Source organism: Ruegeria sp., assembly GCF_965199275.1.
GTDB lineage: Bacteria > Pseudomonadota > Alphaproteobacteria > Rhodobacterales > Rhodobacteraceae > Ruegeria.
Genome location: NZ_CBDAQX010000008.1, coordinates 500,442 through 527,210 on the forward strand (window position 1 = coordinate 500,442; position 26,769 = coordinate 527,210).

Below are 26,769 nucleotides of genomic sequence, written 5' to 3' on the forward strand. Positions count from 1 at the left end.
ACTAACAGGTTCGGCGTCTTGATTGCGCCGAACCTATCCCGGCCTCGCGCCGGAATTGACGTTCGAAAGACGCCACATGTTTTCCTATTGCGCTGATCCCGACACGCTGGGCACGTTCCGCTGGTTTTCGTGCTATTTGACCAACGGCGTACATTGGTCGTTCTACCTGTCCTTCCTCAAGGTGCTTGGCTTGTTGGCCGTGACCGCCCCGGTCGCGCTGAGCTTTGGCTTTGCGGGCGCGATGGCAGCCAGGTCACATGTCGCGCCGCTCAGTTGGCTGGGCAAAGGGTACATCGCCATCGTGCGCGGCGTCCCGGACATCGCGTTTTTCTTGTTTTTTGTCATCGCCCTGGATCAGGCCTTTGAGTGGACACGCCACCAGGTCATGTGTCCCGAATGGACAGATCCGGTCCGTCAAGGCAATGACTTCATCGTCTGTCAGGCCGCCAAACTGCCCTTGGGCAGCGCCCCAGAATGGGTCCACGAGACCTATGGGTTCTTCCTGGCCGTTGTCACCTTTTCCATCGTTTTTGGCGCGTTTGCGGCCAACGTTCTGTTCGGCGGTATGCGCGCCGTGCCACATGCTCAGCTTGAAACGGCCGAGGCCTATGGCATGACCCGCCGCCAGACATTCTGGCGAATTCTGGTACCGCAGATGTGGGTCTATGCCCTGCCCGGCCTGTCCAACCTGTGGATGGTGCTGATCAAGGCCACCCCGCTTCTTTTCCTGCTGGGCATCGAAGACATCGTCTATTGGGCGCGTGAGTTGGGCGGCACCAAAACGTCGCGCTTCACCGACTACCCCCATGGCGACTGGCGCATGTGGTATTTCCTGTTCCTGCTGATCTTCTACCTCGGCATGACCCGCGTCTCGGAAATTGTGCTTGAAAAGCTGATGCGCCGCCTGTCCCACGGTCAGGCCACATCCGGTGGAGAGCTGTTGCGCAAGGAGACGACGGCATGAGCTGCATCCAGACGATCCAGGACTACGCCCTGCGCTCTGTCGGGCTTGGCGAACGCCTGTTACCCAAATCAGACTTCACCCTATGCGAACAGTTCACGCTGATCGGATCGGGTATGATCTGGAATGTCTATTTCGGCATCATGGCCCTGGCGACTGGCTTCTTTTTGGCCACCGCGCTGGCCGTCGGCAAGGCATCTCCGAACAAATGGCTGCGTAAACCTTCGGAATGGTTCATCTTTCTGTTCCGAGGTTCTCCACTGTTCATCCAGTTCTTCTTTGCTTATTTCTTCTTCCTGTCGCTGAAGAAGCCCTATCCGATGTTCGACGCCCTGACGTCGGCCTGGTTGGGGGCATTGATCGTGCTGTTCCTCAACACAGCCGCGTACACGGGCGAGATATTCTATGGCGCCCTTCGCTCGATCCCCAAGGGTGATATCGAGGCCGTGTCGCTAACACGCGATATGTCCGGTGTATGTAACATGCGATCTGTCCGGTTCTATTCTGTCTCTGAGAGGAGGCGTTATGAACCGAGCAGAAGTGTTACAGGAAGTTCGACTGATGAAGTTTGAAGATGTGTATTCGCGGCGAAGCGCGAACAAGCTGACGCAAGAACAGGCGGCTGAGATACTGGGTGTATCCGTGCGCACCGTCAGGCGTTGGGAGGATCGATTTGAGGCGGATGGTGCAGAAGGTCTGTACGACCGTCGGCTTGGCAAACTGGCCAACAATCGTGTTGCCACGGATAAGGTCATGGAGATGCTTGAACTGTTTGATACCAAGTACTGGGATTACACGCCGAAGCATTTCCACGAGAAGCTGGTGGCCCACCATGGTTTCACACAGAGCTACAACTGGGTGCGGCTTACACTGCAGCGCCACGGCCGGGTTCAGGCAGCACCCCGACGAGGTGCCCATCGGCGCAAGCGGCCCCGCCGTCCGATGGTTGGCATGATGTTGCATCAGGACGGCTCCAGCCATGAATGGGTTCCGGGTCAGTGGTGGGATCTGATCGTCACCATGGACGATGCCACCAACCGGGTTTATTCGGCATTCTTTGTCGAGGAAGAAGGGACGATGAGCAGTTTTCAGGGGCTGACAGAGGTGATCGAGGCGCAAGGTCTGTTTTGCTCGCTCTATGCCGATCGGGGCTCTCATTACTGGCATACGCCCGAAGCGGGCGGCAAAGTGGACAAGGACAATCTGACCCAGGTCGGGCGCGCCTTGCAGCAACTCGGCATTGAGCTGATCCCGGCCTATTCACCGCAGGCCCGTGGACGGTCTGAACGCATGTTTGGCACGTTCCAGAACCGATTGCCGCAGGAACTGCGGTCCCATGGGATCACAACCATTGAAGAGGCCAATCAGTTCCTGAAAGAGGTCTATCTTCCCGAACACAATGCCCTGTTTGCAAAGGAGCCGGAGGATACGACCTCGGCCTTCGTGCCGTTTACAGGCAATGTGCGCGACACCCTGTGTGTGCAGGAAGACCGCGTCGTCGGCAACGACAATACGGTGCGCTACAAGGGCCTGGTCATGCAGATCGCGGCAGACAGGCACCGTCATCATTTCGTCAAGGCGAAGGTCAGGGTCCACGAATACCCCGATGGTCAACTGGTCATCTTCCACGGCCCGAGATGCATTGGCCGCTACCAGCCTGACGGATCACCCATCACACAGGAGGATAGCAAACACAAAGTCGCGTGACCCGCTTCGACGTGGCGCGAACGCGGTGGCCCAAATCTACGGTCGCCTACGGCTCCCTCCGAATTGGGCCACCGCGCAATCAACTGAAGCGGACAATTGGCATGTTACCTACACCGGACAATTCAGAATGTTCTCGACAGGGTGATATCGAGGCCGCAGATGCCTATGGCATGACCGGCTGGGCCCGCTTCCGCCGGATTGTCTGGCCGACCATGCTGCGACTGGCTTGGCCCGCCTACACTAACGAGGCGATCTTTCTGTTCCACGCGACAACGCTGGTCTTTTTCTCAGCCTTCCCGGCCTGGCAGCAACGCGGAGACGCCCTGTATTACGCCAGCTATTTCGCAGACAAGACCTTCAACCCGTTCATCCCCTATCCGATTCTGGCCTTCTATTTCATCCTGCTGACGCTGGTCATCATCTGGGGCTTTGGACTGGTCAACAAGCGACTGAACAGGCACCTGCCCGCCGCCCGGAAAAGCAAAATGAAGTTGCGCCTGAACCTGGCGCGCTGATCTCCAGCGCGCCTGAGCATCAAAATCAAACACTCTACGCCGCGCTTACAGCGCGGTTTTTTGTTCGAAAATTTGGGAAATGGTACCGCCTCCCTGGCTTGAACAGGGGACCTCTGGATCCACAATCCAGCGCTCTAACCAACTGAGCTAAGGCGGCACTTGTGAGGGGCGATTTACCGAACACGCCACGGGAATGCAAGAGGATTAAAGCCTAATTTTCCAGCTTTGTTCGACAAGGTCGACGCCGAAAGAATGCACCGGCTTGCTGTCCACCAGCTGCCATCCGGTGGACTGGTACAAGGCGCAGGCGGCCTTGTGGCTTTCATGCGTCCATAGCTGCATTTGATGGTACCCAGCCGCCTTGGCAAAGCCCATACAGGTACTCAGAAGCCGCTTTCCCAGCCCCAGACCACGCGCCTCTGGCACAAGAAGAAAAAGGCGCAGTTTTGCGGTCTGCGTGTCCAGTTTGACGCAAAAGATACTCCCCAGTCTTTGGCCTTCTGCCTCGGCGATCCAGCCCTTCTCACACGCTGGGTCATGATCGGCAACAAAACCATCCAGTATGCGTGCGACCAGCGGGGCGAAGCTGTCATCAAACCCCTCATCGCGGGCATAGAGGGTTCCGTGACGCTCAACCAACCAAGGCGCATCCTGGGGCTGAAAGGATCTGATGCTTACATTCTGCATACCGTATCAGAGCGCAAAGGCCGCTTGATTCTCAACCCCGTGCGCGCTAGCAGGAACGCTCAGTCCCCGGAGGCGAGTATGGGTATCAACACCGAACGCGACATTCAGGCCAACCTTCAGATCGGCCCCACAGATCAGGGTATGGTACGTCTGTTTATCGAGGCAGATGGCCTTGAGATTCCGATGGATTTCGATCCCGAGGAAGCCGAAGAGATCGCAGACGAGCTGCGTGCCGCCGCACAGGCTGCCCTGGCCGTCAAAGGCTGAACTGCGTCACAGCCGCGGATCGCGCAGCGCCTGCAATCGACGCGCTGCATCGGTCGCGAATTTCTGGATCATCTTTTTACGCCGGGCCGGAGGCAGCTTATCCTCGGGTGCCATGCGAATGATTTCGGCATCATAAGCATCGGCAATGATCAGACCGGTTTCCTGCGGTAACAGGTCCGTTGGGAACTCAGTATCGACAGCCCAAAAAAATCGATCGCACCACTCCAGATAGCCTTGCCACTTCGAATCTGACTGATAGTCAGCACGGCTGGATTTGCACTCGATCACCCAAAGCTCGCCCTTTGGACCTAGCCCCATCACATCAACGCGCAGCCCGCGCGTCGGCACAAATTCTTCAACGGAAACAAAACCGTGGGCGGTGAGATGGCGCGCGACGCCGCGCGCAAGTTTCTGTCCAGGCTGTAAATCCAGTGTCATACCGAGAATGTGAACAATTAGTGAACAAAAGTAAAGTCTTCACTCAACGCTTGACATGGTACCATATGGTATCACATTAATATAATACCAAACGGTATCTTTACCGAGGCGACAAATGCAAACCCTTACCCAAAACGCGTTCCGTGCGCTTGCAGACCCAACCCGTCGGGACATCATCAAACTGCTGGCCTCTCAGGACATGACGATCGGGCAGCTGACGAACCGGTTCGACATGACGAGGGCTGCCGTCAAAAAGCACCTGACGGTCTTGTCTGATGGCGGGCTTATTACGGTGGAAGCTCGCGGCAGAGAACGCATCAACCGCATTGAACCACAGGGCATGGCCCCGGTCTTGGATTGGCTCAGCTACTTTGACCAGTTCTGGGATGAACGCCTCAACTCTCTTAAGGAAGCTATTGAAAGGAAAAAAGAATGACGAATGCTGTATTGCAAAAGACGATTTTTCTACGGGCCGATCGAGATACTGTCTGGGCCTATCTGACCGAGCCCGAACGGCTGGCAGAGTGGTTTCACAAACCGGATTGCACGTTGACCAAAGGAAGCAAACTGCAAATGTTCGGGACCACCAGCGGCGACCTGCTGATCTGGGGCGAGGTACGGGAAGCACGTGCCCCTGAATATCTTGAGTACACATTCGCTGTGAAGCCGATGGGAGACGCGGTCAGTCTAGTCAGATGGACTCTGACCCCCGTCGCAGGAGGTACAAAGCTTAGCCTTCAACATGAAGGTTTGCCCCAGGGTGCGGATGCGTTCGGCCTGATCCTTGCGCTCGACAATGGCTGGGACGAGCATTTCGGCAAGATGCGCACGGCGCTGCACGAAACTGTTGATGCCTGACCCCTTGTGTAAATCCGCCGGACGCCCTACGTAGGCGCTTGGCGGGTTCTGCCCTTCTTGTGACTGGTAGCATTCTGGTGGCCTTAAGCAATTCCGAGGGGGCTGGCTCTGTTCAGGTCCTGGCCTGATTACCTGGCGCCCACCTGTACATACAGGTCCTCGGGAATCACACCGCACGGTTGACTGGTGGTCCCGCCACATTTCCCCTGAAAATCAGCGCTCTGCGCGGGCTTCCTGCTTGGCCAATGCCGGCTTGAAGCTGTCGACCACGGGCGAGCCGCGACGTGGGCCTCCGGGTTTTTCTGCCATGCTCATGATCTTGTAACCGAACTGGACACCGGCAAACACGATCCCGTTCATGAACCAGATCATCGCAAGCGCGACCAGACCGATTTCCGAACTGGTGATCAAATGACGGAGGTTTGCCACGTTAAATGCTAGAAGCACCCCTACAAACACGGCCGAGATAACGAAACCCCAAGCGACTTGCGTGATATACAGGCGGATCAGTTTGGGCATGGCGAACCTCATTGCGCTATGACATTCAGGTTAGCGCATGTTTGGCTCGAGTAAAGGCGTCAGAATGCCTCGGGCTGAGCCTCACGGGCCATGTGATCCAGCACGGCGTTGACGAATTTCGGCTCTTTGCCTTCAGGGAAGAAGGCACGCGCGACGTCGACGAACTCGGTGATAACCACTTTTGGCGGCGTCTCGCTTTGGGTCAGCTCGGCCCCGGCGGCGCGGAACAACGCGCGCAAGGTTGGGTCGATGCGTGAGATCGGCCATTTGGCGACCAGAGCGCGGTCGGTCATCTGGTCGATCGGCGCCTGATAGTTCACCGCATTATCGACCAGCGACCGGAAGACGCTGATGTTGCCGTCCAGCATTTCCTCACCCTCGTAGACGGCACCGAACCGGTGATCCAGAAACTCATTCACGACCGCTTCAGTCGTCTGCCCCGATTGCTCCATCTGGAACAGTGCCTGCACGGCGTAAAGCCGGGCGGCGGATTTCATCAGGCGTTTCTGGTTGGCCGGTTTCGGCGCGTCTGTCTGGGTCATGCTGTCGTGGATCCGTTGCTGTCGCCCGCCACAAGGATGGACTCGGACGGCGGCTTGAAGCCCACGCCCTTTTTGGAAGAGCCCCACTTACGGCTGAGCGCGATCAGATGCAAGGCCGCAGCGGCTGCTCCGCCACCTTTATTCTTCTTTTCGGGATTTGCGCGGACTTCGGCCTGATCGTCATTCTCGACGGTCAGGATGCCGTTGCCGATGCAAAGCCCCTGCAGGCCCATCAATTGGATCGCACGGCTGGAGTCGTTGCAGACGGTTTCATAATGCGTGGTCTCGCCGCGAATGACGCAGCCCAGCGCGACATAGCCGTCGAAGTCGCATTGACGATCAGCCATCGCGATAGCGGTTGGGATCTCAAGCGCGCCGGGTACTTCGACAACCTCACAGGTGCCGCCCGCCGCTTCGATCTCGGCCTTCGCGCCCGCAATCAGATTGTCGGCAATCGCGCGGTAGAAAGGCGCCGCGACGATCAGCAGCTTCACCGGTTTGTCGAAGCTAGGTGTCGGCAGAATGCCATGTTTGTCTTGTTCAGCCATGATCAGTCTTCCTTCAGGATCGGGCGGGTGCCAACGATGGACAGCCCAAATGCGTCCAGCCCCAGATATACGGTTTCGGGCGAGTCAGTCAGCAGGACTAGCTCTTGAATGCCCAGTTTGGACAGGATCTGAGATCCCAGACCGGTTTGCTTGATGGTCCGCGGGCCTTCATCTTCGGCTGCATAGAGAGAGTTGCGCGGCTGGCGGAACAGACAGACGACCCCCCGGCCCTCTTCCGCGATCTTCTCCATCGCGCGTGGCAATTCGCGAGAGGACTTCGGACCGAGGCCCAAGATATCCGGCGCTTCGTGCAGCGCGTGGGTGCGGGTTAGGACAGGCTCGGGCGTGGTGATGTCGCCTTTGATCATGACGACATGTTCGATGCCGTGAAGCTGATCGGTGAACAGGCGCATTTCCCATTCGCCGCCGTATTCCGACGAAACCATCTCGCGCGAGGTTTCGACCACGAGGTTATCATTGCGCGAGCGGTAGGTGATCAAGTCGCTGATCGTACCAATCTTCATGTCATGGGTTTTGGCGAACTCGACCAGATCGGGCAGACGGGCCATGGTGCCGTCGGGCTTCATGATCTCACAGATCACGCCCGAGGGGTTCAACCCGGCCAGGCGCGAGATATCCACGGCAGCCTCAGTGTGGCCTGCGCGGACCAGCACCCCACCCCGCTTGGCGCGCAAGGGGAAGATGTGACCTGGTGTTGCGATATGGGCCATCGTGTTCTGTTCATTGATCGCCGTCGCCACGGTCAGCGCGCGATCAGCGGCTGAAATACCGGTCGACACGCCCTCACGTGCTTCGATCGATACCGTAAACGCCGTCTCGTGGCGGGACGAGTTGTTCACCGCCATCATCGGAAGCGCCAGCGCCTCGACCCGTTCAGCCGTCATCGGCAGGCAGATCAACCCGCGTCCATGGGTTGCCATGAAGTTGATCGCCTCGGCATCGGCAAATTCTGCGGCAATGACCAGATCGCCCTCGTTCTCGCGATCTTCATGATCGACGAGGATATACATCCGGCCTGCGCGGGCCTCTTCGATGATGTCCTCAATCGGGCTGATCGCATCGCGCAGCTGGGCCTCGACCGGGCCGGGGGTTTCAAAGCTCATGGGGCAGCCTTTCACAAGAGCATTTCTGCAAGGCGGGATAGACCACCCCGCATCCAAAAGCCAGAGCACAAACGGCCTGAGCGGGCTCAGACGCGACGTATTCTAACGCTCAGACGGTCTCGGCCAGTCGGGCGACGTAGCGAGCCAGAGTGTCGATTTCCAGATTCACCCGATCCCCGACGGCGACATCACCCCATGTGGTGACCTCTTTCGTGTGGGGGATGAAGTTGATGCCGAAATCGCAGCCCTCTACATCATTCACGGTCAGAGACGTCCCGTTCAACGCTACCGAGCCTTTGGGCGCAACGAAACGCGCCAAATCCTTGGGCGCGCGCAAGGTCACGCGGGTGCTGTCACCTTCGTCGCGCAGATCGACAACTTCGGCGACGCCATCCACATGGCCCGACACGATGTGACCGCCGAGTTCGTCGCCAACCTTCAGCGCACGCTCAAGGTTGACGCGCTTGCCCAGCGCCCAGCTGTTCAGGTTGGTTTTTGAGACGGTCTCGGCGCTGATCTGAACATCGTACCAGTCATCGCCCAGCGCGATCACAGTTAAACAGACACCATCGCTTGCAATCGAGGCGCCAATATCAATCGAGGCCGTGTCATAGCTCGTCTGGATACGCGCACGCAGGTCGCCTTGCTGGTCCAGCTCGGTCACTGTTCCAATATCGGTCACGATCCCTGTAAACATTCCGTCAACCCTCGCGTTCTACCCTGTCTCAGACTATCAGGGCCGAGGTAAGCTGATCCGCGCCGCCCGGCAAGCCCAACCTTGCCGAGAAACCCTCAGGCGGGCATAGTTTCGACAAGAATATTAGCTAAATCGCGCAGATGCACCACCCAGACCCAAACGCTGACCCTCGGGTCTTTCTGTTCCTGCAAGGCCCGCATGGCCCGTTTTTCAACGCGTTGGGCCGGATGTTGCGGGCCTCGGGGGCGCAGACATGGCGTGTCGGCTTCAACGCGGGCGATCAGGCTTTCTGGTTCGACAGGAAAAGTTACATCTCCTATCGCGACGCGCCAGAACACTGGCCCGAGGTGCTGCAGGCGCTGATCGCCGAGAAACAAGTGACAGACATCGTTCTATACGGTGACACCCGCCCGATTCACGCCAACGCCGTCAGGATCGCCAAAACACGAGGCATAACTGTGCATGTGTTCGAGGAAGGCTACCTGCGCCCATGGTGGGTCACCTATGAGCGGGGCGGCTCAAACGGCAACTCGCGGCTTATGTCTCTGGATCTGGACCAGATGGCACAGGCCTTGTCGCATTCGGGCGGGCACGCGCCGCCGCCGCCGTCCCATTGGGGAGACATGCGACAACACATTTTCTACGGCGCGCTCTATCACTGGTTTGTACTGTTTCTGAACGGGCGCTATCGAAATTTCAAACCCCACCGTGCGCTGCCAGTCTCGAAAGAGTTTCGCCTGTATTTCAAGCGCCTGATGCTGATGCCCATCCATCGGCTGCAACGCAGTCTGGCCACGGCGCGGGTACGTAGCAGGGCTTTTCCTTATCACCTTGTGCTGTTGCAACTGGGACATGACAGCTCGGTCCAATCCCATTCAGACTATTCGGGAATGTGCGCTTTTTTAGAACAAATGATGGAGGGCTTCGCGAAAGGCGCTCCCACGCATCACCACCTTGTCATCAAGGAGCATCCGCTTTAGAACCACCGCGAACCCCTCCGCCGACGTGTTCGGGATTTGGCGCTTAGTTTCGGGATCAAGGGACGGGTTCACTACGTTCCCGGCGGCAAACTGGCGAAACTGCTGGACGACGCCAACTCGGCCGTGACCATCAACTCGACTGCCGGGCAGCAAGTTCTGTGGCGCGGTATCCCCCTTCGGATTTTTGGTCGTGCGGTCTATGAAAAACCGGAACTTGTGTCACAACAGGAGGTTAGCTGTTTCTTCGCCGACCCTGAATTACCCGACATCGAGGCCTACCAGTTGTATCGACGGTTTCTGCTGGAAACCAGTCAGGTTCCGGGCGGCTACTACTCCAGACGCGGACGTCGGCAATTGCTGCGCCGCACTGTCGACATGATGCTGAGGGCTGATGATCCCTATCAGGCCCTGCTGTCCGTCGACGCGACCCCAGAGCCACAGTTGAAAATCGTTGAGTAGACCCGGCCATCCTTCTCTGGAAGTTGTAGCGATAAAAGAGTAGTTTGCCGAAAAACAAGTAGAACTGAGGTTATCGGCAGTGCATCGCTTTCCAATCCGTTGGGTACGGGGGGTCGCCCTTGTGACCTCACTCGTCATGCTGAGTGCATGCCAGTTGCCCAAAGCGGGCCCAAACAAGAACGAGATTCTGGCCGGCTCAGTCAATAATGGCGGCAATGCGTTTGTGGTGGAAGTCGATGACCGCGTGTCACGGGCCACGTCATCAGTGCCGCAGTTTGGGTTCTCTTCCTCCTTTACCTCTGCCCCATCTCTGACCGCTGATACCGTACGCCCCGGAGATGTTTTGGGCCTAACGATCTGGGAGAACGTCGATGATGGGCTGCTTGCGGGCGATGCAGGTTCTTCGACTGCGTTGAACGAGGTTCAGGTCGACAGCGAGGGCTTCATTTTCGTCCCCTATGCAGGCCGTCTACGCGCCGCTGGCAACACTCCGGAAGAGCTCCGAGGGTTGATCACGGACGAGTTGAAGGAACAAACCCCCGACCCTCAAGTCGAAGTACGACGCCTGGCCGGTGACGGCTCTACTGTTTCGCTAAGCGGTACTATCGGCGCCCCGGGAATTTACCCGATAGAACGCCCCACCCGTACCCTGCTCGGCATGCTGTCGCAGGCCGGGGGGGTTTCGGTTGAGTCCGATATTGCGCTGGTCACGCTGATCCGTGGCGACCAACGTGGGACAGTCTGGTACAATGACCTGTTCCGCAATCCTAAACTGGATGTCGCGCTGCGCAGCGGTGACCGCATTCTGGTCGAGGGAGACAGCCGTTCCTATATCGCGCTCGGCGCAACCGGAGGACAATCGCGCGTCGCCTTCGACAGTCAGGACCTGTCCGCGCTTGAGGCACTGGCACAGGTTGGCGGCCTGGTATCCATCTCATCCGATCCAACTGGTATTTTTGTCCTGCGCCGCGAACGCCAGGACATCGCCCGCCAGGTGATGGGCCGTTCCGACCTGCAGGGCGATCAGCGCATGATCTATCTTTTGAACCTGACCGCGCCCAATGGCCTGTTCATCGCGCGTGATTTCGTGATCCGCGACGATGACACAATCTACGTGACCGAGGCACCGTACGCGCAGTGGACAAAGTCGATCTCTCTGATCGCAGGGGGCCTGACGCCGGTTGCGAATGTCGCCACCTTGACCGGCAACTAAACCATGACCCATGGGGACCCCACCGCAACTGGCGCGGCGCGGTCCCGGGCATTTGTCTACAATGGCGGGTTTCTGACCAACCGGCGCCTCCGGCGCATTCTATCCCTTTCGGGATATGACATCCGACTGGGCCTGCCCCGACCCGAAGACACCGTCGCCATTTGGGGCAACAGCCCTACCGCCCATCGCGGGCGACGCATCGCTAACGACCGGGGTACCCCTTTGCTGCGGGTCGAGGACGCCTTTCTAAGATCTCTCCGCCCCGGTCGCCAGGGCGAGCCGCCTTTAGGCCTGCTTCTGGATCGCTCGGGCTTACACTTTGATCCGGCCCAACCGTCAGATCTGGAAACGCTTCTAGCGACACATCCGCTGGATGATACCGCGCTTCTGAACCGGGCGCGTGGCGCGATTGAGCGCCTGAAGGAACTGAACCTCAGCAAATATTCCGCCTATGACCCCGACGCGCCGATCCCCGACCCCGGTTATGTGCTGGTGGTTGATCAGACGGTCGGCGATGCCTCGGTCACGGCCAGCCGAGGGGACCGCGCGCGGTTTCTTGAGATGCTGGTGATCGCGCAGGAAGAAAACCCCGGGATGCAGGTTCTGATCAAGACCCATCCCGAAACACTGGCTGGTCACCGCACCGGGCACTACACCGAGCAAGACCTCTTGGAACGCGTTTCCTTCGTTGCGGATAACATCAGCCCATGGTCGCTGTTGGACGGAGCGGTCAGTGTCTATACGCTCTCGTCGCAAATGGGGTTCGAGGCCATTCTCTCCGGTCACAAACCCCGCGTCTTCGGGCAGCCATTCTATGCCGGATGGGGTTTGACGCAGGACGAAAACCCCGTTCAACGCAGGCAACGCAATCTAACGCGCGCGCAGCTCTTTGCTGCAACAATGATGCTCTATCCCGTTTGGTATGATCCCTATCGGGACCAATTGTGTGAGCTAGAAGTCGTGCTGGACACGCTCGAGGCCCAGACCCGCGCGTGGCGGCAGGACCGTTTGGGATGGACCGCGTCGAGCATGCGGATGTGGAAGCGCAAGCATCTGCAGGCCATGTTTGGCCAGCACCGGAAAATACGGTTTTTGCCGTCGCCTCCGGCCTCATCCACCCGTCCCCACATGGTCTGGGCCAATCAATCCCGCGAAGCCGAGGGCGTCACCCGTATCGAGGATGGCTTTCTCCGCTCCCGCGGATTGGGGGCCGACCTAGTGCCTCCGCTGTCGCTGGTTACGGATCCTGACTTCCGACATTTTTTCGTATAAGTCATTGATATTATTATGCCTTGGTTGCCAAAAGGCACTACACGGACTTTTTTCGCCAGCGATTGTTTCGGAGTGTTGAGGGAGCTCAGGCTTTGGTCTGGCCAGTTTTTCGGGTGCGCCCGGGGGGTATCTTGAAAGGGGCTTCGTTCCAGGTCAGGCCGACGCAGGTGAGGATGCGTCTGGCATCGACCGTGGCATGGCTTGGCATGCCGTAGCGGTCAGGGGTGCCTTTGTGGCGCAGGATCGAGAGCTGCAATGCGTTCAACTCGTTGCGGATACGAGCCGGGCTCATCGGGTGTCCGAGCAGGTCCAGATGCTTGCGCAGGTGCTGCAGGCAGCAGAAGGCCATGTAGCAGATGGCGATATGGGCCCGGACCCGACGCGGCGACCAGTGATAGATGGGCCGGATTTTCAGATCGTGCTTGTTGGTGCGGAAGCAGGCTTCGATCTCCCACAACTGGTGATAGCGGGCAATGACGTCCTGTGCCTCCAGTTCGTCCGCACCATGAACAACAATGGCATGCAGCCCGTCCCATTGTGCCGCTGCCTTGATCTTTGCATCATCCAGCGTGACGTCCCCGCTGTCGGGGAAGGCCAGGAAGCGGCCATATCCCCGGCTGCTGAAGCTGCCGGGTTTGCGAGAGCGCTTGAGCTTCTTGTGCAGCTTTTCGATTGCCTTGTCGCGCTTGTGGGCATCATTGCGTGCCCGGGTGGGTGACCAGGTCACAATGACCCGCGCTCCCTCCTGGTCGATCACCTTGTACCAGCCCTTCTCGGTTGCCTCTTCAGAACCGTGTCCAGCCCAAGGCTGGCGTCCCTCCGGGCTCAAAATGTTCGCCTTCACGGCGGCCGGGGCGGACTTCATGCGATAGCCGAGGATGTAGGGCAGACCCTTGTTCTGCAACATCTGCTGGTTGTCCTTGCTGAGCATGGCGGCATCGGCCACGAACGTGACCCTGGCCACGTCGAAGCGTCCCTCCAACGCCTTCAGCGCAGCTTCCAGCGTATGACCTTCCCAGGTGTTTCCCGGGAAGAGTTCATAGCCCACAGGCAGCCCATCGGAGGTGACGATCAGCGCCAGCATGACCTGAGCGCGGTGATGCTTGCCATCCTTGCTGAAGCCCTTGGCCAGAAGATGATCCTGCTCGACCCCGTCCGCATCCTCGGCCGGGTCCTCGCGCTCGGTGTCAAAGGCCAGGGTCGTGCAATCGTAGAACAGCACGGTCACTGGCCCGCCCAGCAACTTCTCTGCCGCCGCGTGAGAGGTTTTGCAAATCCCGTCTATCACCGGCGTATTGATGTAATCCATGCTCCGATAGACCACGTCCAGATTGAGCGTGATGCCTGCCTGGTTCTCCAACGCCTCCACGGTCGCGCGCTTGCTCTCGGGCTGTGCGATCCGCGCCATAACCAGCTCTTTCACAATGCGATTGGCACTTTTACGCGCCGCCCCCAGAAGGGCCCCCCAACCCAGTTGGTCATACATCGTCCCCATGACATCCCGCAGACCCAGAGAGACCCGCGCCTCCTCACGGCACTCGGCAAGATCAACGCCAAGCTTGTCCGGCCGCGGAGCGCGGCGCACCAGCGCCTGCAGATCGGCATATTCCGTGGGCGTGAACAGTTCCATTTGCGGCGAGCGATCAATGCGTAATTGCTCCATCAAGCGGCCCGCCAGACGCTTGATATCCTCAATCTCGCTGTCGTTATGGGCCACACCCACATGGCGCAGGATCTTCTGGCGTACCTTGGAGCCGGTGCGGACGGATTCAACGATCTGGATCCGTGTGCGGTTGAGCTTTGCGTCATGTTTGGTGCGGATGAACATGGGCGAAGAGGTTAGCCATCTGAAGGCCCATGTCAATACTTTTTATAATAATGGGGCACTACAACGCGCCTCTGAGCAACCACACCTGAAAACAAACCAAAAACCCAGTCAGATCAACAAAAAGGTCGGAAGTCAGGAATCAATCCCGCGAAGCCGAGGGCGTCACCCGTATCGAGGATGGCTTTCTCCGCTCCCGCGGATTGGGGGCCGACCTAGTGCCTCCGCTGTCGCTGGTTACGGATGATCTGGGTATCTATTACGACCCGACCCAAACCAGCCGCTTGGAAGAGTGGATTTCTAAGCGCGAGACCCTGCGTCCGGATCAGGAATACCGGGCCGAGCGGGTGATCTCAGCCCTCGTGTCCGAGGGGTTGAGCAAATGCAACACCGGCGGCGCTGCGCCGCCTCTGCCCAAAGGTCATCGCATTCTGGTACCCGGACAGGTCGAGGATGACGCCTCCATCCTGCTGGGCACCAGCGCCATCCGCACCAATCTGGACCTGCTGCGCAAAGTTCGGTCCGCCAATCCCGATGCCGTGGTGATCTACAAACCCCATCCTGATGTCGAGGCTGGCCTGCGCTCGGGCCGGATTGACACCGAGGGCTTGGCGGATGTGATCGCGACTGAAACCGACCCATCGGCCTTGCTGTCCAAGGTGCAGGAGGTCTGGACCATGACCTCGCTAATGGGGTTCGAGGCGCTTTTGCGCGGAATTCCGGTAACCACCTTTGGCGCGCCTTTCTACGCTGGTTGGGGCCTGACCACGGATCTTGGAAGTGTTCCGGCCCGTCGCGGCGCACGCCCATCCTTGCTGGGGTTGGTGCATGCCAGCCTGATCGACTATCCCCGCTATCTGGACCCTTCAACCGGCGCACCCTGCCCCGTTGAAGTCGCCGTTGAACGGCTGGCCCAAGGTCAGCCCGCCAAACGCGGGCCGCTCAATCGCGCCTTGTCAAAGCTACAGGGTGCTTTTTCCACCCATGCCCATCTCTGGCGACGTTAATGCGTCGTTCGCGCCCAACGGTGCAATACGTCGCCACCGACCGGGCGCGCCTCGATCAACTCGAACCGAGGGGCGCTGTCTAGTTTTTCCAGACCCAAAGCGCCAATCGCCGAAAGGCCTTCGGCACCGATGGTCAAACCGGCGGTGAAACCGACAAGCTCATCGACCAAATCCTGCGCCAGCAACGACGCCGCCAAAGCCGAACCGCCTTCGCAGAAAACACTTGTCAGACCTTCGTGGCCCAGCTGTTGCAGCAAGTCGCGCGCATTAACCTGATGGTCGTGCAACGCGCAGGGCAACAACCGCGCGCCCAACCCCTCCCACGTGCGAGCGCGCTCGGCGTCGGGATGCGGGCCATGACATAGCCAAACGGGCGTTTTTGTGGCCGTGCGCGCCAGTTGACCCATTAAGGGTAAATCCAAATGGCGCGAGACAACCACGCGCACCGGCTGACGCTCTATCCCCAGATCCCGAACCGTAAGCGAGGGATCATCCGCGCGCGCCGTGCCAGCGCCGACCATGACGGCATCGTGTCGGGCGCGCATCGCGTGAACCTCGCGTCGCGCGGTTTGTCCGGTGATCCACTGGCTATGTCCGGTGGACGTGGCAATCCGCCCGTCAAAGCTGTTGGCCAGTTTCAATGTCACAAACGGACGGCCCTGTTCGGTTTTCAGAAAGAACCCGGCCAGATCACGCTCGGCCTCTTGCGCCAGCACACCAGTTTCAACCTCGATCCCGGCCTCGCGCAGCATGGCAAAGCCCTGCCCGGAAACGCGAGGATCGCTATCTTCAATCGCTGCAACAACGCGGGCCACACCGGCCGAGATCAACGCCTCGGCACAGGGCGGTGTCTTGCCGTAGTGGGCGCATGGCTCCAGCGAGACATAAGCCGTGGCCCCTTTAGCCCGCGCGCCCGCTTGCGCCAAAGCCTCAGGCTCTGCGTGGGGACGCCCGCCGGGTTGAGTCCACCCTCGGCCAACAATCCTGCCGTCGCGCACGATCACGCACCCGACGGCCGGGTTGGGCCAACACGACCCTTGACCGCGCCGACCCAAAGACAAGGCCAGCGCCATAAATCGCTTATCTGTTTCGCTCACTCGTCCGTCGAAGGCTGCGGCGGGCGCAGTTCGTGAACAAACTCCTCGAAATCATCGGCCGCCTGGAAATTCTTGTACACACTCGCAAAGCGAACATAGGCGACGGTGTCGATCCGCGCCAGAGCTTCCATGACGATCTCACCAATTCTGTTGGACGGAATATCGGTGTCGCCCATGCTTTCCAGACGCCGCACAATCCCCGAGATCATCTGATCAATCCGCTCAGGATCAACCGGGCGTTTCTGCATCGAAATACGGATCGAGCGTTCCAGCTTATCACGGTCGAAGTCCTCGCGTTTTCCGTTGGTTTTGATCACAACCAGATCGCGCAACTGAACCCGTTCATAGGTCGTGAAACGCCCTCCACAGGCCGGGCAAAAGCGACGTCGGCGTATTGCAACGTGATCCTCTGCCGGGCGTGAATCTTTCACCTGAGTGTCGATATTTCCGCAAAACGGGCAGCGCATCCGCCGTCTCCTCGTCCCTAGCTGGCCTCTTTTGTAAGCACTTTGGCTTACTTATCCACAACTATAGGGCAGCCGCTAGGATTTGGGTAGTCGGAATTTCGCACCCCAAAATAAAGGGTCAGGACAGATGTGCCGCGACCAGCCGCTGATGCGGGGCGCGGCGGTGTTCAAACAGGTAAATCCCCTGCCATGTGCCTCCTGACTTCCGACATTTTTTCGTATAAGTCATTGATATTATTATGCCTTGGTTGCCAAAAGGCACTACACGGACTTTTTTCGCCAGCGATTGTTTCGGAGTGTTGAGGGAGCTCAGGCTTTGGTCTGGCCAGTTTTTCGGGTGCGCCCGGGGGGTATCTTGAAAGGGGCTTCGTTCCAGGTCAGGCCGACGCAGGTGAGGATGCGTCTGGCATCGACCGTGGCATGGCTTGGCATGCCGTAGCGGTCAGGGGTGCCTTTGTGGCGCAGGATCGAGAGCTGCAATGCGTTCAACTCGTTGCGGATACGAGCCGGGCTCATCGGGTGTCCGAGCAGGTCCAGATGCTTGCGCAGGTGCTGCAGGCAGCAGAAGGCCATGTAGCAGATGGCGATATGGGCCCGGACCCGACGCGGCGACCAGTGATAGATGGGCCGGATTTTCAGATCGTGCTTGTTGGTGCGGAAGCAGGCTTCGATCTCCCACAACTGGTGATAGCGGGCAATGACGTCCTGTGCCTCCAGTTCGTCCGCACCATGAACAACAATGGCATGCAGCCCGTCCCATTGTGCCGCTGCCTTGATCTTTGCATCATCCAGCGTGACGTCCCCGCTGTCGGGGAAGGCCAGGAAGCGGCCATATCCCCGGCTGCTGAAGCTGCCGGGTTTGCGAGAGCGCTTGAGCTTCTTGTGCAGCTTTTCGATTGCCTTGTCGCGCTTGTGGGCATCATTGCGTGCCCGGGTGGGTGACCAGGTCACAATGACCCGCGCTCCCTCCTGGTCGATCACCTTGTACCAGCCCTTCTCGGTTGCCTCTTCAGAACCGTGTCCAGCCCAAGGCTGGCGTCCCTCCGGGCTCAAAATGTTCGCCTTCACGGCGGCCGGGGCGGACTTCATGCGATAGCCGAGGATGTAGGGCAGACCCTTGTTCTGCAACATCTGCTGGTTGTCCTTGCTGAGCATGGCGGCATCGGCCACGAACGTGACCCTGGCCACGTCGAAGCGTCCCTCCAACGCCTTCAGCGCAGCTTCCAGCGTATGACCTTCCCAGGTGTTTCCCGGGAAGAGTTCATAGCCCACAGGCAGCCCATCGGAGGTGACGATCAGCGCCAGCATGACCTGAGCGCGGTGATGCTTGCCATCCTTGCTGAAGCCCTTGGCCAGAAGATGATCCTGCTCGACCCCGTCCGCATCCTCGGCCGGGTCCTCGCGCTCGGTGTCAAAGGCCAGGGTCGTGCAATCGTAGAACAGCACGGTCACTGGCCCGCCCAGCAACTTCTCTGCCGCCGCGTGAGAGGTTTTGCAAATCCCGTCTATCACCGGCGTATTGATGTAATCCATGCTCCGATAGACCACGTCCAGATTGAGCGTGATGCCTGCCTGGTTCTCCAACGCCTCCACGGTCGCGCGCTTGCTCTCGGGCTGTGCGATCCGCGCCATAACCAGCTCTTTCACAATGCGATTGGCACTTTTACGCGCCGCCCCCAGAAGGGCCCCCCAACCCAGTTGGTCATACATCGTCCCCATGACATCCCGCAGACCCAGAGAGACCCGCGCCTCCTCACGGCACTCGGCAAGATCAACGCCAAGCTTGTCCGGCCGCGGAGCGCGGCGCACCAGCGCCTGCAGATCGGCATATTCCGTGGGCGTGAACAGTTCCATTTGCGGCGAGCGATCAATGCGTAATTGCTCCATCAAGCGGCCCGCCAGACGCTTGATATCCTCAATCTCGCTGTCGTTATGGGCCACACCCACATGGCGCAGGATCTTCTGGCGTACCTTGGAGCCGGTGCGGACGGATTCAACGATCTGGATCCGTGTGCGGTTGAGCTTTGCGTCATGTTTGGTGCGGATGAACATGGGCGAAGAGGTTAGCCATCTGAAGGCCCATGTCAATACTTTTTATAATAATGGGGCACTACAACGCGCCTCTGAGCAACCACACCTGAAAACAAACCAAAAACCCAGTCAGATCAACAAAAAGGTCGGAAGTCAGGAAACAGGTAAATCCCCTGCCATGTGCCTAAAACCATCCGCCCCTGACGGACAGGAATGGACAAGGATACCGGCATCATCGCTGCTTTGATATGGGCAGGCATGTCATCCGGCCCTTCATAGGTATGGCGCAGGTAAGACATTGAGGGATGATCAGACGGAGGCACAAGACGCTCAAAAAACGCATGCAAATCCGTCTGCACCTCGGGGTCTGCGTTCTCTTGCACCAGCAAAGAACAGGAGGTGTGCCTGACGAACAACGTCAGGACACCATCCCGATCAAAGGAACTAAGCCAACCTGCAACCTGGGATGTGAATTCGTACAAGCCGGGCCCATCGGTCTGGAGCGCGAATTCCGTCTGCATTGCGTCTTGGCCTTTGTTCTAGTTGTCAAAAAATCTGCCGGCGACCGCACCGCGCATTTGCACCCTGCACGGAAATGCTGGAGCCGACAACGAAGGGCCCCGTTACACCACCAGATTGTGTTGGAGCATCAGCCGGAGGCGGTTTCAGCGAAAACTGAACCGCGGTTACACGCCCAGTTGTTACACTAGGTCCATAGCCGCGCAACACATAGATGGGGTCCTGCCAACCTGCCCCGAGACTGCGGCGCGCGAAATCTGCCGCCTCGCACCAATACCCGTCTGTGTCATCCCGTGTACGGGGAATGACTTCAAAGTCGGTGCTATTGATTGCATTGGCTTGAAAACCCAAACGTGCCGCGTCCGCCGTTGCCGGAACACTCAGGGCAAACACCGCCAAAGCGGCGCAATATTGTAACTGTTTCATAATACTCTTTCCTCACTTGCTGCTCCCCTTAGTTTAGAGGTCATCGCGCCCGCGGAAAGCAGGTCTCACAATCATTTCAACCAACTTGCGCCCTACTGTGAAGCGGCGTGAGCCAGCCGTGGTAGCGGATCAGCAATCCCAATCCCGGCATCGAGGACGCTACATCAAACCGAAAGCGCCCCAAATCATCCTGCCATTCACTCGTTGACGATTGCGGCATTAAAAACTGAGGGAGCGACACGCCGAAAACCGTCAGGCGATGGACATGAACCTCCAGCCCTCGTTTCGACGCAACCGGCTTTAGCCGGATCGAAAGCGGCCCGAAACGCTCATTAACATAGCCCGTTTTTGCATCGAACCTCAGCTCTGACGTTGTTTCGTGCCCCCCGAAGTCTCGCAGCCAGCTGTGGTCTTTATCCTGAGTTTGGGTCACCAGTCGAACGGGCACATGCCGGCCCGCAGGGGGAAACCGCCCCAATTTAAGCGCGAGTTGAACGAGAATGCCCCGACCACGTTCGATATCGCATTCGCCGACATATTCACCTGGGCTGTGATGCAGGTCTCGCACGGATTGGGGCAGAACACTTGGGTCCGCCAAAGCCTGAAGAAACGGATCCGTCACGCGTCAAACCCCTGCTCGGCAAAACGCTCGAGGAGAGCAGCATCCGGCATCATACAGGTATCGTACCGACCGAACAGAGCATACCGATTGCGGGCGATCGAGAAATACAGCGGGTCTTTCACAGCGCTCGGCAGAAACCGTACCAGCGATAGAAAGGCCGCACCCCCGGCAGCGCGCGCACAGCCGCCGCAAAGGCATCAAGCCGTTGAAAAACCTTACCATCTACGATCACGAGGTTGGTCTCATAATCCACAACGGGCAGATTCAGCGCCATGTACATCCTTTGCCCAAGCGGAGACTGCGCCGTTGCAAATTCAAAGCGTCGGGTTTTGTCGCGTTTCAGCATGAACCGGAAAAAGCCTGAACGCAGAACGCATTCTCCGTCAAAGACGATCAGGTTGCGTCCGTCGAACAGATCGGTTGTGTCAATCCCTGCCATGGCGCCGCTACCTACCCAAGCTTGCACAAACAGCGTGGCATAGGGCCACCAGGTGGACAATGCGGCAAGAAGGAGAAGTGTGCCGGGGAACCCGGTGACCGGTTGGTAAGACCGGCGGTGGCTCTGACCTCATCCCCAACAAGGTACTAACCCGGCAACGAAAAGGATATAGGCAGGAACGTTTGACCAGGCTTGTTGCCAGCTGCCAAATCCATTCGAATTTCTGACAGAAAAGCAGTATGCTGGAACGGCCCCGGTCCAGAGAAAGGAAGGCTTCGCTGCGATGAATGTGGATATTGACCGCCTTCACTTTCTGCGCGATGCGCTCGACGCGCGATTGGAAAAACGCAACACCTTGGAGGTGCTGGATCGTAGCGGACTTGGCCCGCGGGATCTGCCGGAGGATGCGACCTCCTTTTGCGCCCACAAAGAGGCGCTGTTTGTCCGCTATGCCTGCGACGCTCTGAACGATATCACCTTTGCGGCAAGTGTCGGGCTTGGCGTCACGTCCTCATCGACCTTGACGGCCTACATCAGCAAATACTCACGAGACCTGGAGCAGGTGATTGAAAACACGTCTCATTTCCACGACATGATCGACCCTGCTATCGCCTTCAACCTGCGGGTTTCGGGGAATTTCGCCGCGTTAGAGGCCCGGTGGAAAGACGCCAGCTTTGCTCGCTATCACCGCCGAACTGAGTTCTTGATGTTTGCCGCCGTCGCCCGAATGCGCAACCTGACACATACCGATTTCCACCCTATTGAAATACGGTTTCAGCATGAGGTTGGGGATCATATCCATGCCTTCCAGCAACTGGCAGGTTTTCCGGTTGTTTTCGGCTCTGAAAGCCTCGAAATCGTCCTGTCCCCGTCCTCGCTGAACCTGCCCGTCCCGACCTACGACCCCAGCTTGCGCGCCCACCTACTAGAATACGGGGAACGCGTTCTAGCCGAGCGTCGCTTGCCGAAGCAATTGACTCGCGCCAAAGTCGAAGGGCTGATCACTCGCTCGCTGCCGGGCAAAATCCTCAGCGCAGATGATGTCGCGGCAAAACTCGGAATGAGCGCCCGCACCTTTGCCCGACGGTTGCAAAGCGAAGGCACCAGCTACCGCGACATCACCGAGGATTTGCGCTGCGATCTGGCCCAGACCTTCATCACCAATGGAATGAACCTATCCGAGATCGCTTATTCTCTGGGATACGCCGATCAATCCGCGTTTTCCACAGCGTTCAAACGTTGGACAGGTCAGCCCCCGAGTACCTTTAAAACGCGGGTTGAACATCCTCTGGACTTCGGGAACCGGGGGTCATCAGCTTAACCGCCTCGCCCCGGCCCGCCCCATGAGTGGACCAAGCAGATATAGAAACGGGCACGCCACAACACGTGTGAAGTCGCGCCAATGTGTTTGGCAAATCTGCCAATGTGAACGGTGAAACGAAAAAAGGCGCCTCCGTCCGGGGCGCCTTTGATCTCACTGATCCAAGAAGGAGCGAAGTTTCCGCGATCTGCTTGGGTGTTTAAGCTTCCGCAGGGCTTTCGCCTCGATCTGACGGATACGTTCGCGGGTCACGCTGAACTGTTGGCCGACCTCTTCCAGAGTGTGGTCGGTGTTCATGCCGATGCCAAAACGCATCCGAAGAACCCGCTCCTCACGCGGGGTGAGGGAGGCCAGAACCCGGGTTGTCGTTTCCTTGAGGTTTTCCTGAATGGCACTGTCCAGCGGCAGCACGGCATTCTTGTCCTCAATGAAATCACCCAGTTGGCTGTCTTCCTCGTCGCCGATTGGCGTCTCAAGGCTGATCGGCTCTTTGGCGATTTTCATTACCTTGCGCACTTTCTCAAGCGGCATCTGCAGCTTCTCGGCTAGTTCCTCGGGCGTCGGCTCGCGGCCGATTTCGTGCAACATCTGACGACCGGTCCGAACCAGCTTGTTGATCGTCTCGATCATGTGGACCGGAATACGGATGGTCCGCGCCTGATCCGCGATCGAGCGTGTGATCGCTTGACGGATCCACCAGGTCGCATAAGTCGAGAACTTGTAGCCGCGACGGTATTCGAACTTGTCCACCGCCTTCATCAGGCCGATGTTACCTTCTTGAATAAGATCAAGGAATTGCAGGCCACGGTTCGTGTACTTTTTAGCAATCGAGATCACCAGACGCAGGTTGGCCTCGACCATTTCCTTCTTGGCTTGCCGGGCCTCTTTCTCGCCCTTTTGAACCTGCTGCACGATGCGGCGGAATTCGCTGATATCCAGACCGACATATTGACCGACCTGAGCCATATCGCTGCGCAGTTCCTCAACCTTGTCGGTCGAGCGTTCGATGAACATCTGCCAGCCCCGGCCCGGCTTTTCCGCCATCTCGGATAGCCAGTTCGGGTCCAGTTCACGCCCGCGATAGGCGTCAATGAACTCCCGACGGTTGATCCTGGCCTGGTCGGCCAGTTTCACCATCGAGCTGTCCAGAGACATGACGCGGCGGTTGATGCCATAGAGCTGGTCGATCAGCGCCTCGATCCGGTTGTTGTGCAGGTGAAGCCCGTTCACCAGTTCAACAATCTCGGCCCGCAGCTTCTGATAGGTCTCTTCGTCTTTTTCACTGAACGAGCCATCCTCGTTCAAAGTGGCTGAAATCCGGCTATCCTGCATTTCCGACAGCATCGAGAAGTCGGTCGAGATACGCTCCAGCGTGGTCAGAACCTGATCCTTGAGGGCGGCTTCCATCGCGGCCAGCGACATGTTGGCCTGATCGTCCTCGTCATCATCATCGTCATTGCTTAGCGGGTTGCCATCAGCATCCAGTTCGGGCCCGGTGTCTTTGGCAGGTTTGGCCGATTGCACGGCCGAGGTGTCGACGACCGGCTCTTGCACGTCACCATCTTCGTCCATCTGGTTGCCAAAAGTGGTCTCCAGATCAATGACGTCGCGCAGAAGAATGTCTTCGGACAGAAGTTCGTCATGCCAGATGGTGATCGCCTGGAAGGTCAGAGGGCTTTCGCACAGACCCGCAATCATCGTGTTCCGGCCCGCTTCGATCCGCTTGGCGATGGCGATCTCGCCCTCACGGCTCAGCAGTTCGACCGAGCCCATCTCACGCAGATACATGCGGACGGGGTCGTCGGTGCGGTCCAGTTTTTCAGTCGCAGCACCGGCCAGAGCCACCTCACGGTTGTTGTCCGTGGTGGTCAGTTCGGTGGAGCCTTTGTTTTCTTCTTCCTCGGCCTCTTCATCTTCGATGATGTTGATGCCCATCTCGGACAGCATCGACATAACGTCCTCGATCTGCTCCGAACTGACCTGATCAGGCGGCAGAACCTGATTGAGCTGGTCGTAAGTGATGTAACCTTTCTCGCGGGCTTCGGCGATCATCTTCTTGACCTGGGCCTGGCTCATGTCCAGCGAGATTTCCTGTTCCTGCTCGTCTGACTTGCGATCTTCTGACGTGTCTTTGGCGGCCATTCAATGCTCCTGCAGGGATGGGTGATTCGTTTGATCCGAATCATTAGCGCGTGAAACTGATTCGGCCACCCGTTTACCTGTTTTTCTTTTCCAGTGCTTTACGAAAACATCACTTCAGCGACGTTTCCGTTCGAAATTGATCCCGGACATGATTGCCTTGAACGCATCCTTTTCGTCGCGATTGATTCGCGCGCCATTGTCGGCAATGTCGAAAACGGCTCTGTCTTCATTCTGACTGCGGCTTGTACGGTTACGCTCTTCGGCGGCTTGCGCCAGCCGATATGTCAACGCCTCGTCGGCCAGATCAGAAAGTTCCTCTGCGGCTTCGGCAATCTCAGCATCCAACCCCCGGAGCGCTTTTATTTTCGCGAGTTCCTCGGCCAGTGTCATCTCAGCCTTTTCAACGTCGCCTGGTTTGAACACACAGGGGATCACTGCGACATGGCGAAGGCTCAGCAGATTTTCAAGGGGTTCGGCCCCCAAAGTTTCAACAATATGGTCCCGAAGGTTTTCAGGATCATCAATCGCATGGCGCAAAATGGCATGACGCAGAGCAGCATGTTCAGGATCATGGCAATCCATCTCTTCCAACTGCGCCTCAAACTGGACCACGACCTGAGGGTTCAGAATCGCGATGGCCAGAATCGCGGCTTCACGCAGATGGATGTCCGCATTGTCCGATGACGCCAGAAACGAGGCCCGCGCACCCGCGGTCGCGGGCTGTTTCTGCGGTTGCCACTTCCCTTTTGGTTGCCACGCACGGTTTTGTGACTGTCTCTGCGGGCGAAACAATTGCCAGCGCAGATCTTTGATCTCTTGCCCGTAATGCGATCGGATCGAGGGGTCACGGATCAGCTTGATCTTGTCGCGTAGCACCTTATCGAGCCCAGCTTTGCGTTCAGGGCTGTCAAAAACCTTGCCCTCGGTCTCGCGCTGCCACAGGAGCTTGACCATTGGGATGGCCCCGTCCAATACGGCCTGAACAGCCCCTGCCCCGTCGGCCCGTAGCAGATCATCCGGGTCTTTTCCTTCGGGCATCAGCGCAAAGCGCAGGGACTTTCCGGCCTCAAGCAGCGGCAAGGCCAGATCGACCGCTCGCATCGCCGCCCGCAGGCCGGCCGTGTCGCCATCCAGCGCAATGATCGGCTCATTCGAAATCCGCCAGAGCAGCTGCAACTGATGTTCGGTAATTGCCGTCCCAAGCGGAGCAACCGACGCGCCGAACCCAGCCTCGGCCAGCGCGATAACGTCCATATAGCCCTCGGCCACGATCAGCGGCTGCCCCTTCCCGGCCGCCTGCCGCGCAGGCCCGTGGTTGTACAGGCTACGGCCCTTATCGAACAACTCGGTTTCGGGTGAGTTCAGGTATTTGGCATTATCATTCGGGTCCATCGCCCGACCGCCGAATGCAATACACCGACCGCGCGGATCACGGATCGGGAACATGATCCGGTTGCGGAACGTGTCATATGGTTTCTTGCCCTTGTTCGACGGCTTGGCCAGACCCGCCCCGAGGATCAGATCTTCGGCTACGTTCTTTCCGGTCAGATGATCCCACAAAGCCTGCCAGCCGTCCGGGGCAAAACCGATCTCCCATCGCTCCAACGCTTTGGCGTCCAAACCCCTACGGGCCAGATAGTCGCGCGCCGCACTGCCCGCCCCGGTCTTGAGTTGCAGGCGAAAGAACTGAACCGCCTGCTCCATCACTTCGGCCAGTTGCGTGCGGCGGTCTTGTTTTTCTTGCGCTTTCGGGTCGCGCGCGGGCATCGGCATGCCAGCTTCACGCGCCAGAATTTCAACGGCCTCGATGAACGAGACATTCTCGGTCTCTTTCACGAAGGTGATCGCGTCCCCTTTGGCATGACAGCCAAAGCAGTAGTAGAAGCCCTTTTGGTCATCCACATGAAAAGACGCCGTTTTTTCGTGGTGAAACGGGCACGGCGCCCACATGTCCCCCTTGCCCTGATTGGATTTTCGCTGATCCCACATAACTTTACGCCCAACAACCTGAGACAGGCTCAGCCGGGTGCGCAGCTCATCGAGAAATCCGGGGGGCAATGACATGGCTCAAACCTGCCAGAAATGA

At 58.3% G+C, this 26,769-nt stretch carries 26 protein-coding genes, 1 tRNA gene and 6 pseudogenes; 14 read left to right on the forward strand and 19 right to left on the reverse strand.

All coding sequences use genetic code 11. The features are described 5' to 3' along the window. Window positions 1-76 precede the first annotated feature (76 nt). From ACOERD_RS04725 to ACOERD_RS04740, 4 genes and pseudogenes are all read left to right on the forward strand, one after another. Window positions 77-964 carry an ABC transporter permease subunit gene (locus tag ACOERD_RS04725; protein WP_170376284.1) on the forward strand — a complete coding sequence of 296 codons (888 nt, stop codon included), beginning with the start codon at window positions 77-79 and terminating at the stop codon, window positions 962-964. Then, a pseudogene (locus ACOERD_RS04730) lies at window positions 961-1,455 on the forward strand (ABC transporter permease subunit); the annotation flags it as partial. The gene ACOERD_RS04725 and the pseudogene ACOERD_RS04730, both read left to right, overlap by 4 nt. A gap of 31 nt (window positions 1,456-1,486) precedes the next feature. Further along, the gene (locus ACOERD_RS04735) at window positions 1,487-2,668 is read left to right on the forward strand and encodes an ISNCY family transposase (RefSeq protein ID WP_419737631.1); all 1,182 of its coding nucleotides are present in this window, start codon (window positions 1,487-1,489) and stop codon (window positions 2,666-2,668) included. A 137-nt stretch (window positions 2,669-2,805) separates the two neighbouring features. Then, a pseudogene (locus ACOERD_RS04740) lies at window positions 2,806-3,183 on the forward strand (ABC transporter permease subunit); the annotation flags it as partial. Window positions 3,184-3,263: 80 nt separating this feature from the next. On the opposite strand, the gene ACOERD_RS04745 reads toward ACOERD_RS04740, so the two are convergent. Further along, a tRNA-His gene (locus ACOERD_RS04745) sits at window positions 3,264-3,340 on the reverse strand. 47 nt (window positions 3,341-3,387) lie between these two features. Continuing rightward, window positions 3,388-3,870, reverse strand: a complete 483-nt coding sequence (locus ACOERD_RS04750; RefSeq protein WP_419738211.1) for an N-acetyltransferase family protein — start codon at window positions 3,868-3,870, stop codon at window positions 3,388-3,390. 78 nt (window positions 3,871-3,948) lie between these two features. Here ACOERD_RS04750 and ACOERD_RS04755 point away from each other — a divergent pair, with 78 nt between their 5' ends. Further along, window positions 3,949-4,137 carry a DUF6324 family protein gene (locus ACOERD_RS04755; RefSeq protein ID WP_170376278.1) on the forward strand — a complete coding sequence of 63 codons (189 nt, stop codon included), beginning with the start codon at window positions 3,949-3,951 and terminating at the stop codon, window positions 4,135-4,137. 6 nt (window positions 4,138-4,143) lie between these two features. Here ACOERD_RS04755 and ACOERD_RS04760 read toward each other — a convergent pair whose 3' ends face one another. Beyond that, complete coding sequence (locus ACOERD_RS04760; protein WP_419738212.1) at window positions 4,144-4,575, reverse strand: MmcB family DNA repair protein; 432 nt, start codon at window positions 4,573-4,575, stop codon at window positions 4,144-4,146. A 115-nt stretch (window positions 4,576-4,690) separates the two neighbouring features. On the opposite strand from ACOERD_RS04760, the gene ACOERD_RS04765 reads away from it, so the two are divergent. Together ACOERD_RS04765 and ACOERD_RS04770 are read left to right on the forward strand one after the other, a co-directional pair. Continuing rightward, complete coding sequence (locus tag ACOERD_RS04765; RefSeq protein WP_170470214.1) at window positions 4,691-5,011, forward strand: metalloregulator ArsR/SmtB family transcription factor; 321 nt, start codon at window positions 4,691-4,693, stop codon at window positions 5,009-5,011. After that, complete coding sequence (locus tag ACOERD_RS04770; protein WP_170470217.1) at window positions 5,008-5,433, forward strand: SRPBCC family protein; 426 nt, start codon at window positions 5,008-5,010, stop codon at window positions 5,431-5,433. Before ACOERD_RS04765 ends, ACOERD_RS04770 begins: the two co-directional genes overlap by 4 nt. 213 nt (window positions 5,434-5,646) lie before the next feature. On the opposite strand, the gene ACOERD_RS04775 is transcribed toward ACOERD_RS04770, so the two are convergent. The 5 genes from ACOERD_RS04775 to ACOERD_RS04795 form a co-directional block, all read right to left on the reverse strand. Next, window positions 5,647-5,952 (reverse strand): hypothetical protein, encoded by a 306-nt coding sequence (locus ACOERD_RS04775; RefSeq protein WP_170478268.1) that lies wholly within the window; start codon window positions 5,950-5,952, stop codon window positions 5,647-5,649. A gap of 59 nt (window positions 5,953-6,011) precedes the next feature. Further along, entirely contained in the window at window positions 6,012-6,494 is a 483-nt protein-coding gene (gene nusB / locus ACOERD_RS04780; protein WP_419738213.1) for a transcription antitermination factor NusB, read from the reverse strand. Next, window positions 6,491-7,042, reverse strand: coding sequence for a 6,7-dimethyl-8-ribityllumazine synthase (locus tag ACOERD_RS04785; RefSeq protein ID WP_419738214.1), 552 nt, complete (start codon window positions 7,040-7,042; stop codon window positions 6,491-6,493). The genes nusB and ACOERD_RS04785 overlap by 4 nt, the downstream gene beginning before the upstream one ends. Window positions 7,043-7,044: 2 nt before the next feature. Next, window positions 7,045-8,166 (reverse strand): 3,4-dihydroxy-2-butanone-4-phosphate synthase, encoded by a 1,122-nt coding sequence (gene ribB / locus ACOERD_RS04790; RefSeq protein WP_170665386.1) that lies wholly within the window; start codon window positions 8,164-8,166, stop codon window positions 7,045-7,047. A gap of 109 nt (window positions 8,167-8,275) precedes the next feature. After that, complete coding sequence (locus ACOERD_RS04795) at window positions 8,276-8,863, reverse strand: riboflavin synthase (RefSeq protein ID WP_419738215.1); 588 nt, start codon at window positions 8,861-8,863, stop codon at window positions 8,276-8,278. Window positions 8,864-9,003: 140 nt separating this feature from the next. Here ACOERD_RS04795 and ACOERD_RS04800 point away from each other — a divergent pair. The 3 genes and pseudogenes from ACOERD_RS04800 to ACOERD_RS04810 form a co-directional block, all read left to right on the forward strand. After that, window positions 9,004-10,302, forward strand: a pseudogene (locus ACOERD_RS04800) (capsule biosynthesis protein). Between the two features lie 79 nt (window positions 10,303-10,381). Next, window positions 10,382-11,515, forward strand: a complete 1,134-nt coding sequence (locus tag ACOERD_RS04805; RefSeq protein WP_419738216.1) for a polysaccharide biosynthesis/export family protein — start codon at window positions 10,382-10,384, stop codon at window positions 11,513-11,515. Window positions 11,516-11,518: 3 nt separating this feature from the next. Further along, window positions 11,519-12,760 (forward strand): annotated as a pseudogene (locus ACOERD_RS04810) (capsular polysaccharide biosynthesis protein); the annotation flags it as partial. Window positions 12,761-12,872: 112 nt separating this feature from the next. On the opposite strand, the gene ACOERD_RS04815 reads toward ACOERD_RS04810, so the two are convergent. Next, the gene (locus ACOERD_RS04815) at window positions 12,873-14,615 is read right to left on the reverse strand and encodes an IS1634 family transposase (protein WP_419737624.1); all 1,743 of its coding nucleotides are present in this window, start codon (window positions 14,613-14,615) and stop codon (window positions 12,873-12,875) included. Between ACOERD_RS04815 and ACOERD_RS04820 the strand changes: the two genes are divergently transcribed. Beyond that, a complete protein-coding gene (locus ACOERD_RS04820; RefSeq protein ID WP_419738217.1) occupies window positions 14,608-14,859 on the forward strand; it encodes a hypothetical protein in 252 nt (83 codons plus the stop codon). The genes ACOERD_RS04815 and ACOERD_RS04820 overlap by 8 nt on opposite strands. Continuing rightward, window positions 14,771-15,619, forward strand: a pseudogene (locus ACOERD_RS04825) (capsular polysaccharide biosynthesis protein); the annotation flags it as partial. The gene ACOERD_RS04820 and the pseudogene ACOERD_RS04825, both read left to right, overlap by 89 nt. Here ACOERD_RS04825 and ribD read toward each other — a convergent pair. From ribD to ACOERD_RS04845, 4 genes and pseudogenes are all read right to left on the reverse strand, one after another. Further along, on the reverse strand, window positions 15,616-16,716 hold the full coding sequence (gene ribD, locus ACOERD_RS04830) for a bifunctional diaminohydroxyphosphoribosylaminopyrimidine deaminase/5-amino-6-(5-phosphoribosylamino)uracil reductase RibD (RefSeq protein ID WP_419738218.1): 1,101 nt from the start codon (window positions 16,714-16,716) through the stop codon (window positions 15,616-15,618). The pseudogene ACOERD_RS04825 and the gene ribD overlap by 4 nt on opposite strands. Continuing rightward, entirely contained in the window at window positions 16,713-17,183 is a 471-nt protein-coding gene (gene nrdR, locus ACOERD_RS04835) for a transcriptional regulator NrdR (RefSeq protein WP_170376254.1), read from the reverse strand. The genes ribD and nrdR overlap by 4 nt, the downstream gene beginning before the upstream one ends. A 118-nt stretch (window positions 17,184-17,301) precedes the next feature. After that, window positions 17,302-17,379 (reverse strand): annotated as a pseudogene (locus tag ACOERD_RS04840) (YjbQ family protein); the annotation flags it as partial. Window positions 17,380-17,492: 113 nt separating this feature from the next. After that, window positions 17,493-19,235 (reverse strand): IS1634 family transposase, encoded by a 1,743-nt coding sequence (locus ACOERD_RS04845; protein WP_419737624.1) that lies wholly within the window; start codon window positions 19,233-19,235, stop codon window positions 17,493-17,495. On the opposite strand from ACOERD_RS04845, the gene ACOERD_RS04850 reads away from it, so the two are divergent. Continuing rightward, on the forward strand, window positions 19,228-19,461 hold the full coding sequence (locus ACOERD_RS04850) for a hypothetical protein (RefSeq protein WP_419738219.1): 234 nt from the start codon (window positions 19,228-19,230) through the stop codon (window positions 19,459-19,461). The two genes, ACOERD_RS04845 and ACOERD_RS04850, sit on opposite strands and share 8 nt — an antisense overlap. Here ACOERD_RS04850 and ACOERD_RS04855 read toward each other — a convergent pair. From ACOERD_RS04855 to ACOERD_RS04870, 4 genes are all read right to left on the reverse strand, one after another. Next, a complete protein-coding gene (locus tag ACOERD_RS04855; RefSeq protein WP_419738220.1) occupies window positions 19,349-19,735 on the reverse strand; it encodes a secondary thiamine-phosphate synthase enzyme YjbQ in 387 nt (128 codons plus the stop codon). The genes ACOERD_RS04850 and ACOERD_RS04855 overlap by 113 nt on opposite strands. Before the next feature lie 25 nt (window positions 19,736-19,760). Further along, window positions 19,761-20,159 (reverse strand): hypothetical protein, encoded by a 399-nt coding sequence (locus tag ACOERD_RS04860; RefSeq protein WP_419738221.1) that lies wholly within the window; start codon window positions 20,157-20,159, stop codon window positions 19,761-19,763. Window positions 20,160-20,235: 76 nt separating this feature from the next. Beyond that, window positions 20,236-20,781: a DUF4166 domain-containing protein gene (locus tag ACOERD_RS04865; protein ID WP_419738222.1), complete on the reverse strand. Its 546-nt coding sequence runs from the start codon at window positions 20,779-20,781 to the stop codon at window positions 20,236-20,238. A gap of 118 nt (window positions 20,782-20,899) precedes the next feature. Further along, on the reverse strand, window positions 20,900-21,220 hold the full coding sequence (locus ACOERD_RS04870) for a thiol-disulfide oxidoreductase DCC family protein (RefSeq protein ID WP_419738223.1): 321 nt from the start codon (window positions 21,218-21,220) through the stop codon (window positions 20,900-20,902). A gap of 283 nt (window positions 21,221-21,503) precedes the next feature. On the opposite strand from ACOERD_RS04870, the gene ACOERD_RS04875 reads away from it, so the two are divergent. Next, the gene (locus ACOERD_RS04875; protein WP_419738224.1) at window positions 21,504-22,541 is read left to right on the forward strand and encodes a helix-turn-helix domain-containing protein; all 1,038 of its coding nucleotides are present in this window, start codon (window positions 21,504-21,506) and stop codon (window positions 22,539-22,541) included. 153 nt (window positions 22,542-22,694) lie between these two features. On the opposite strand, the gene rpoD is transcribed toward ACOERD_RS04875, so the two are convergent. Next, window positions 22,695-24,683: an RNA polymerase sigma factor RpoD gene (gene rpoD / locus ACOERD_RS04880; RefSeq protein ID WP_170639014.1), complete on the reverse strand. Its 1,989-nt coding sequence runs from the start codon at window positions 24,681-24,683 to the stop codon at window positions 22,695-22,697. 114 nt (window positions 24,684-24,797) lie between these two features. Continuing rightward, window positions 24,798-26,747: a DNA primase gene (dnaG, locus tag ACOERD_RS04885; RefSeq protein WP_419738225.1), complete on the reverse strand. Its 1,950-nt coding sequence runs from the start codon at window positions 26,745-26,747 to the stop codon at window positions 24,798-24,800. Window positions 26,748-26,769 lie beyond the last annotated feature (22 nt).

Bases quoted from the DNA above. Each gene is read 5' to 3' on its own strand.
- ACOERD_RS04725 (WP_170376284.1), top strand. From the start codon at position 77: ATGTTTTCCTATTGCGCTGATCCCGACACGCTGGGCACGTTCCGCTGG.
- ACOERD_RS04735 (WP_419737631.1), top strand. From the start codon at position 1,487: ATGAACCGAGCAGAAGTGTTACAGGAAGTTCGACTGATGAAGTTTGAA.
- ACOERD_RS04750 (WP_419738211.1), bottom strand. From the start codon at position 3,870: ATGCAGAATGTAAGCATCAGATCCTTTCAGCCCCAGGATGCGCCTTGG.
- ACOERD_RS04755 (WP_170376278.1), top strand. From the start codon at position 3,949: ATGGGTATCAACACCGAACGCGACATTCAGGCCAACCTTCAGATCGGC.
- ACOERD_RS04760 (WP_419738212.1), bottom strand. From the start codon at position 4,575: ATGACACTGGATTTACAGCCTGGACAGAAACTTGCGCGCGGCGTCGCG.
- ACOERD_RS04765 (WP_170470214.1), top strand. From the start codon at position 4,691: ATGCAAACCCTTACCCAAAACGCGTTCCGTGCGCTTGCAGACCCAACC.
- ACOERD_RS04770 (WP_170470217.1), top strand. From the start codon at position 5,008: ATGACGAATGCTGTATTGCAAAAGACGATTTTTCTACGGGCCGATCGA.
- ACOERD_RS04775 (WP_170478268.1), bottom strand. From the start codon at position 5,952: ATGCCCAAACTGATCCGCCTGTATATCACGCAAGTCGCTTGGGGTTTC.
- nusB (WP_419738213.1), bottom strand. From the start codon at position 6,494: ATGACCCAGACAGACGCGCCGAAACCGGCCAACCAGAAACGCCTGATG.
- ACOERD_RS04785 (WP_419738214.1), bottom strand. From the start codon at position 7,042: ATGGCTGAACAAGACAAACATGGCATTCTGCCGACACCTAGCTTCGAC.
- ribB (WP_170665386.1), bottom strand. From the start codon at position 8,166: ATGAGCTTTGAAACCCCCGGCCCGGTCGAGGCCCAGCTGCGCGATGCG.
- ACOERD_RS04795 (WP_419738215.1), bottom strand. From the start codon at position 8,863: ATGTTTACAGGGATCGTGACCGATATTGGAACAGTGACCGAGCTGGAC.
- ACOERD_RS04820 (WP_419738217.1), top strand. From the start codon at position 14,608: ATGAACATGGGCGAAGAGGTTAGCCATCTGAAGGCCCATGTCAATACT.
- ACOERD_RS04815 (WP_419737624.1), bottom strand. From the start codon at position 14,615: ATGTTCATCCGCACCAAACATGACGCAAAGCTCAACCGCACACGGATC.
- nrdR (WP_170376254.1), bottom strand. From the start codon at position 17,183: ATGCGCTGCCCGTTTTGCGGAAATATCGACACTCAGGTGAAAGATTCA.
- ACOERD_RS04850 (WP_419738219.1), top strand. From the start codon at position 19,228: ATGAACATGGGCGAAGAGGTTAGCCATCTGAAGGCCCATGTCAATACT.
- ACOERD_RS04845 (WP_419737624.1), bottom strand. From the start codon at position 19,235: ATGTTCATCCGCACCAAACATGACGCAAAGCTCAACCGCACACGGATC.
- ACOERD_RS04855 (WP_419738220.1), bottom strand. From the start codon at position 19,735: ATGCAGACGGAATTCGCGCTCCAGACCGATGGGCCCGGCTTGTACGAA.
- ACOERD_RS04860 (WP_419738221.1), bottom strand. From the start codon at position 20,159: ATGAAACAGTTACAATATTGCGCCGCTTTGGCGGTGTTTGCCCTGAGT.
- ACOERD_RS04870 (WP_419738223.1), bottom strand. From the start codon at position 21,220: ATGGCAGGGATTGACACAACCGATCTGTTCGACGGACGCAACCTGATC.
- ACOERD_RS04875 (WP_419738224.1), top strand. From the start codon at position 21,504: ATGAATGTGGATATTGACCGCCTTCACTTTCTGCGCGATGCGCTCGAC.
- rpoD (WP_170639014.1), bottom strand. From the start codon at position 24,683: ATGGCCGCCAAAGACACGTCAGAAGATCGCAAGTCAGACGAGCAGGAA.
- dnaG (WP_419738225.1), bottom strand. From the start codon at position 26,747: ATGTCATTGCCCCCCGGATTTCTCGATGAGCTGCGCACCCGGCTGAGC.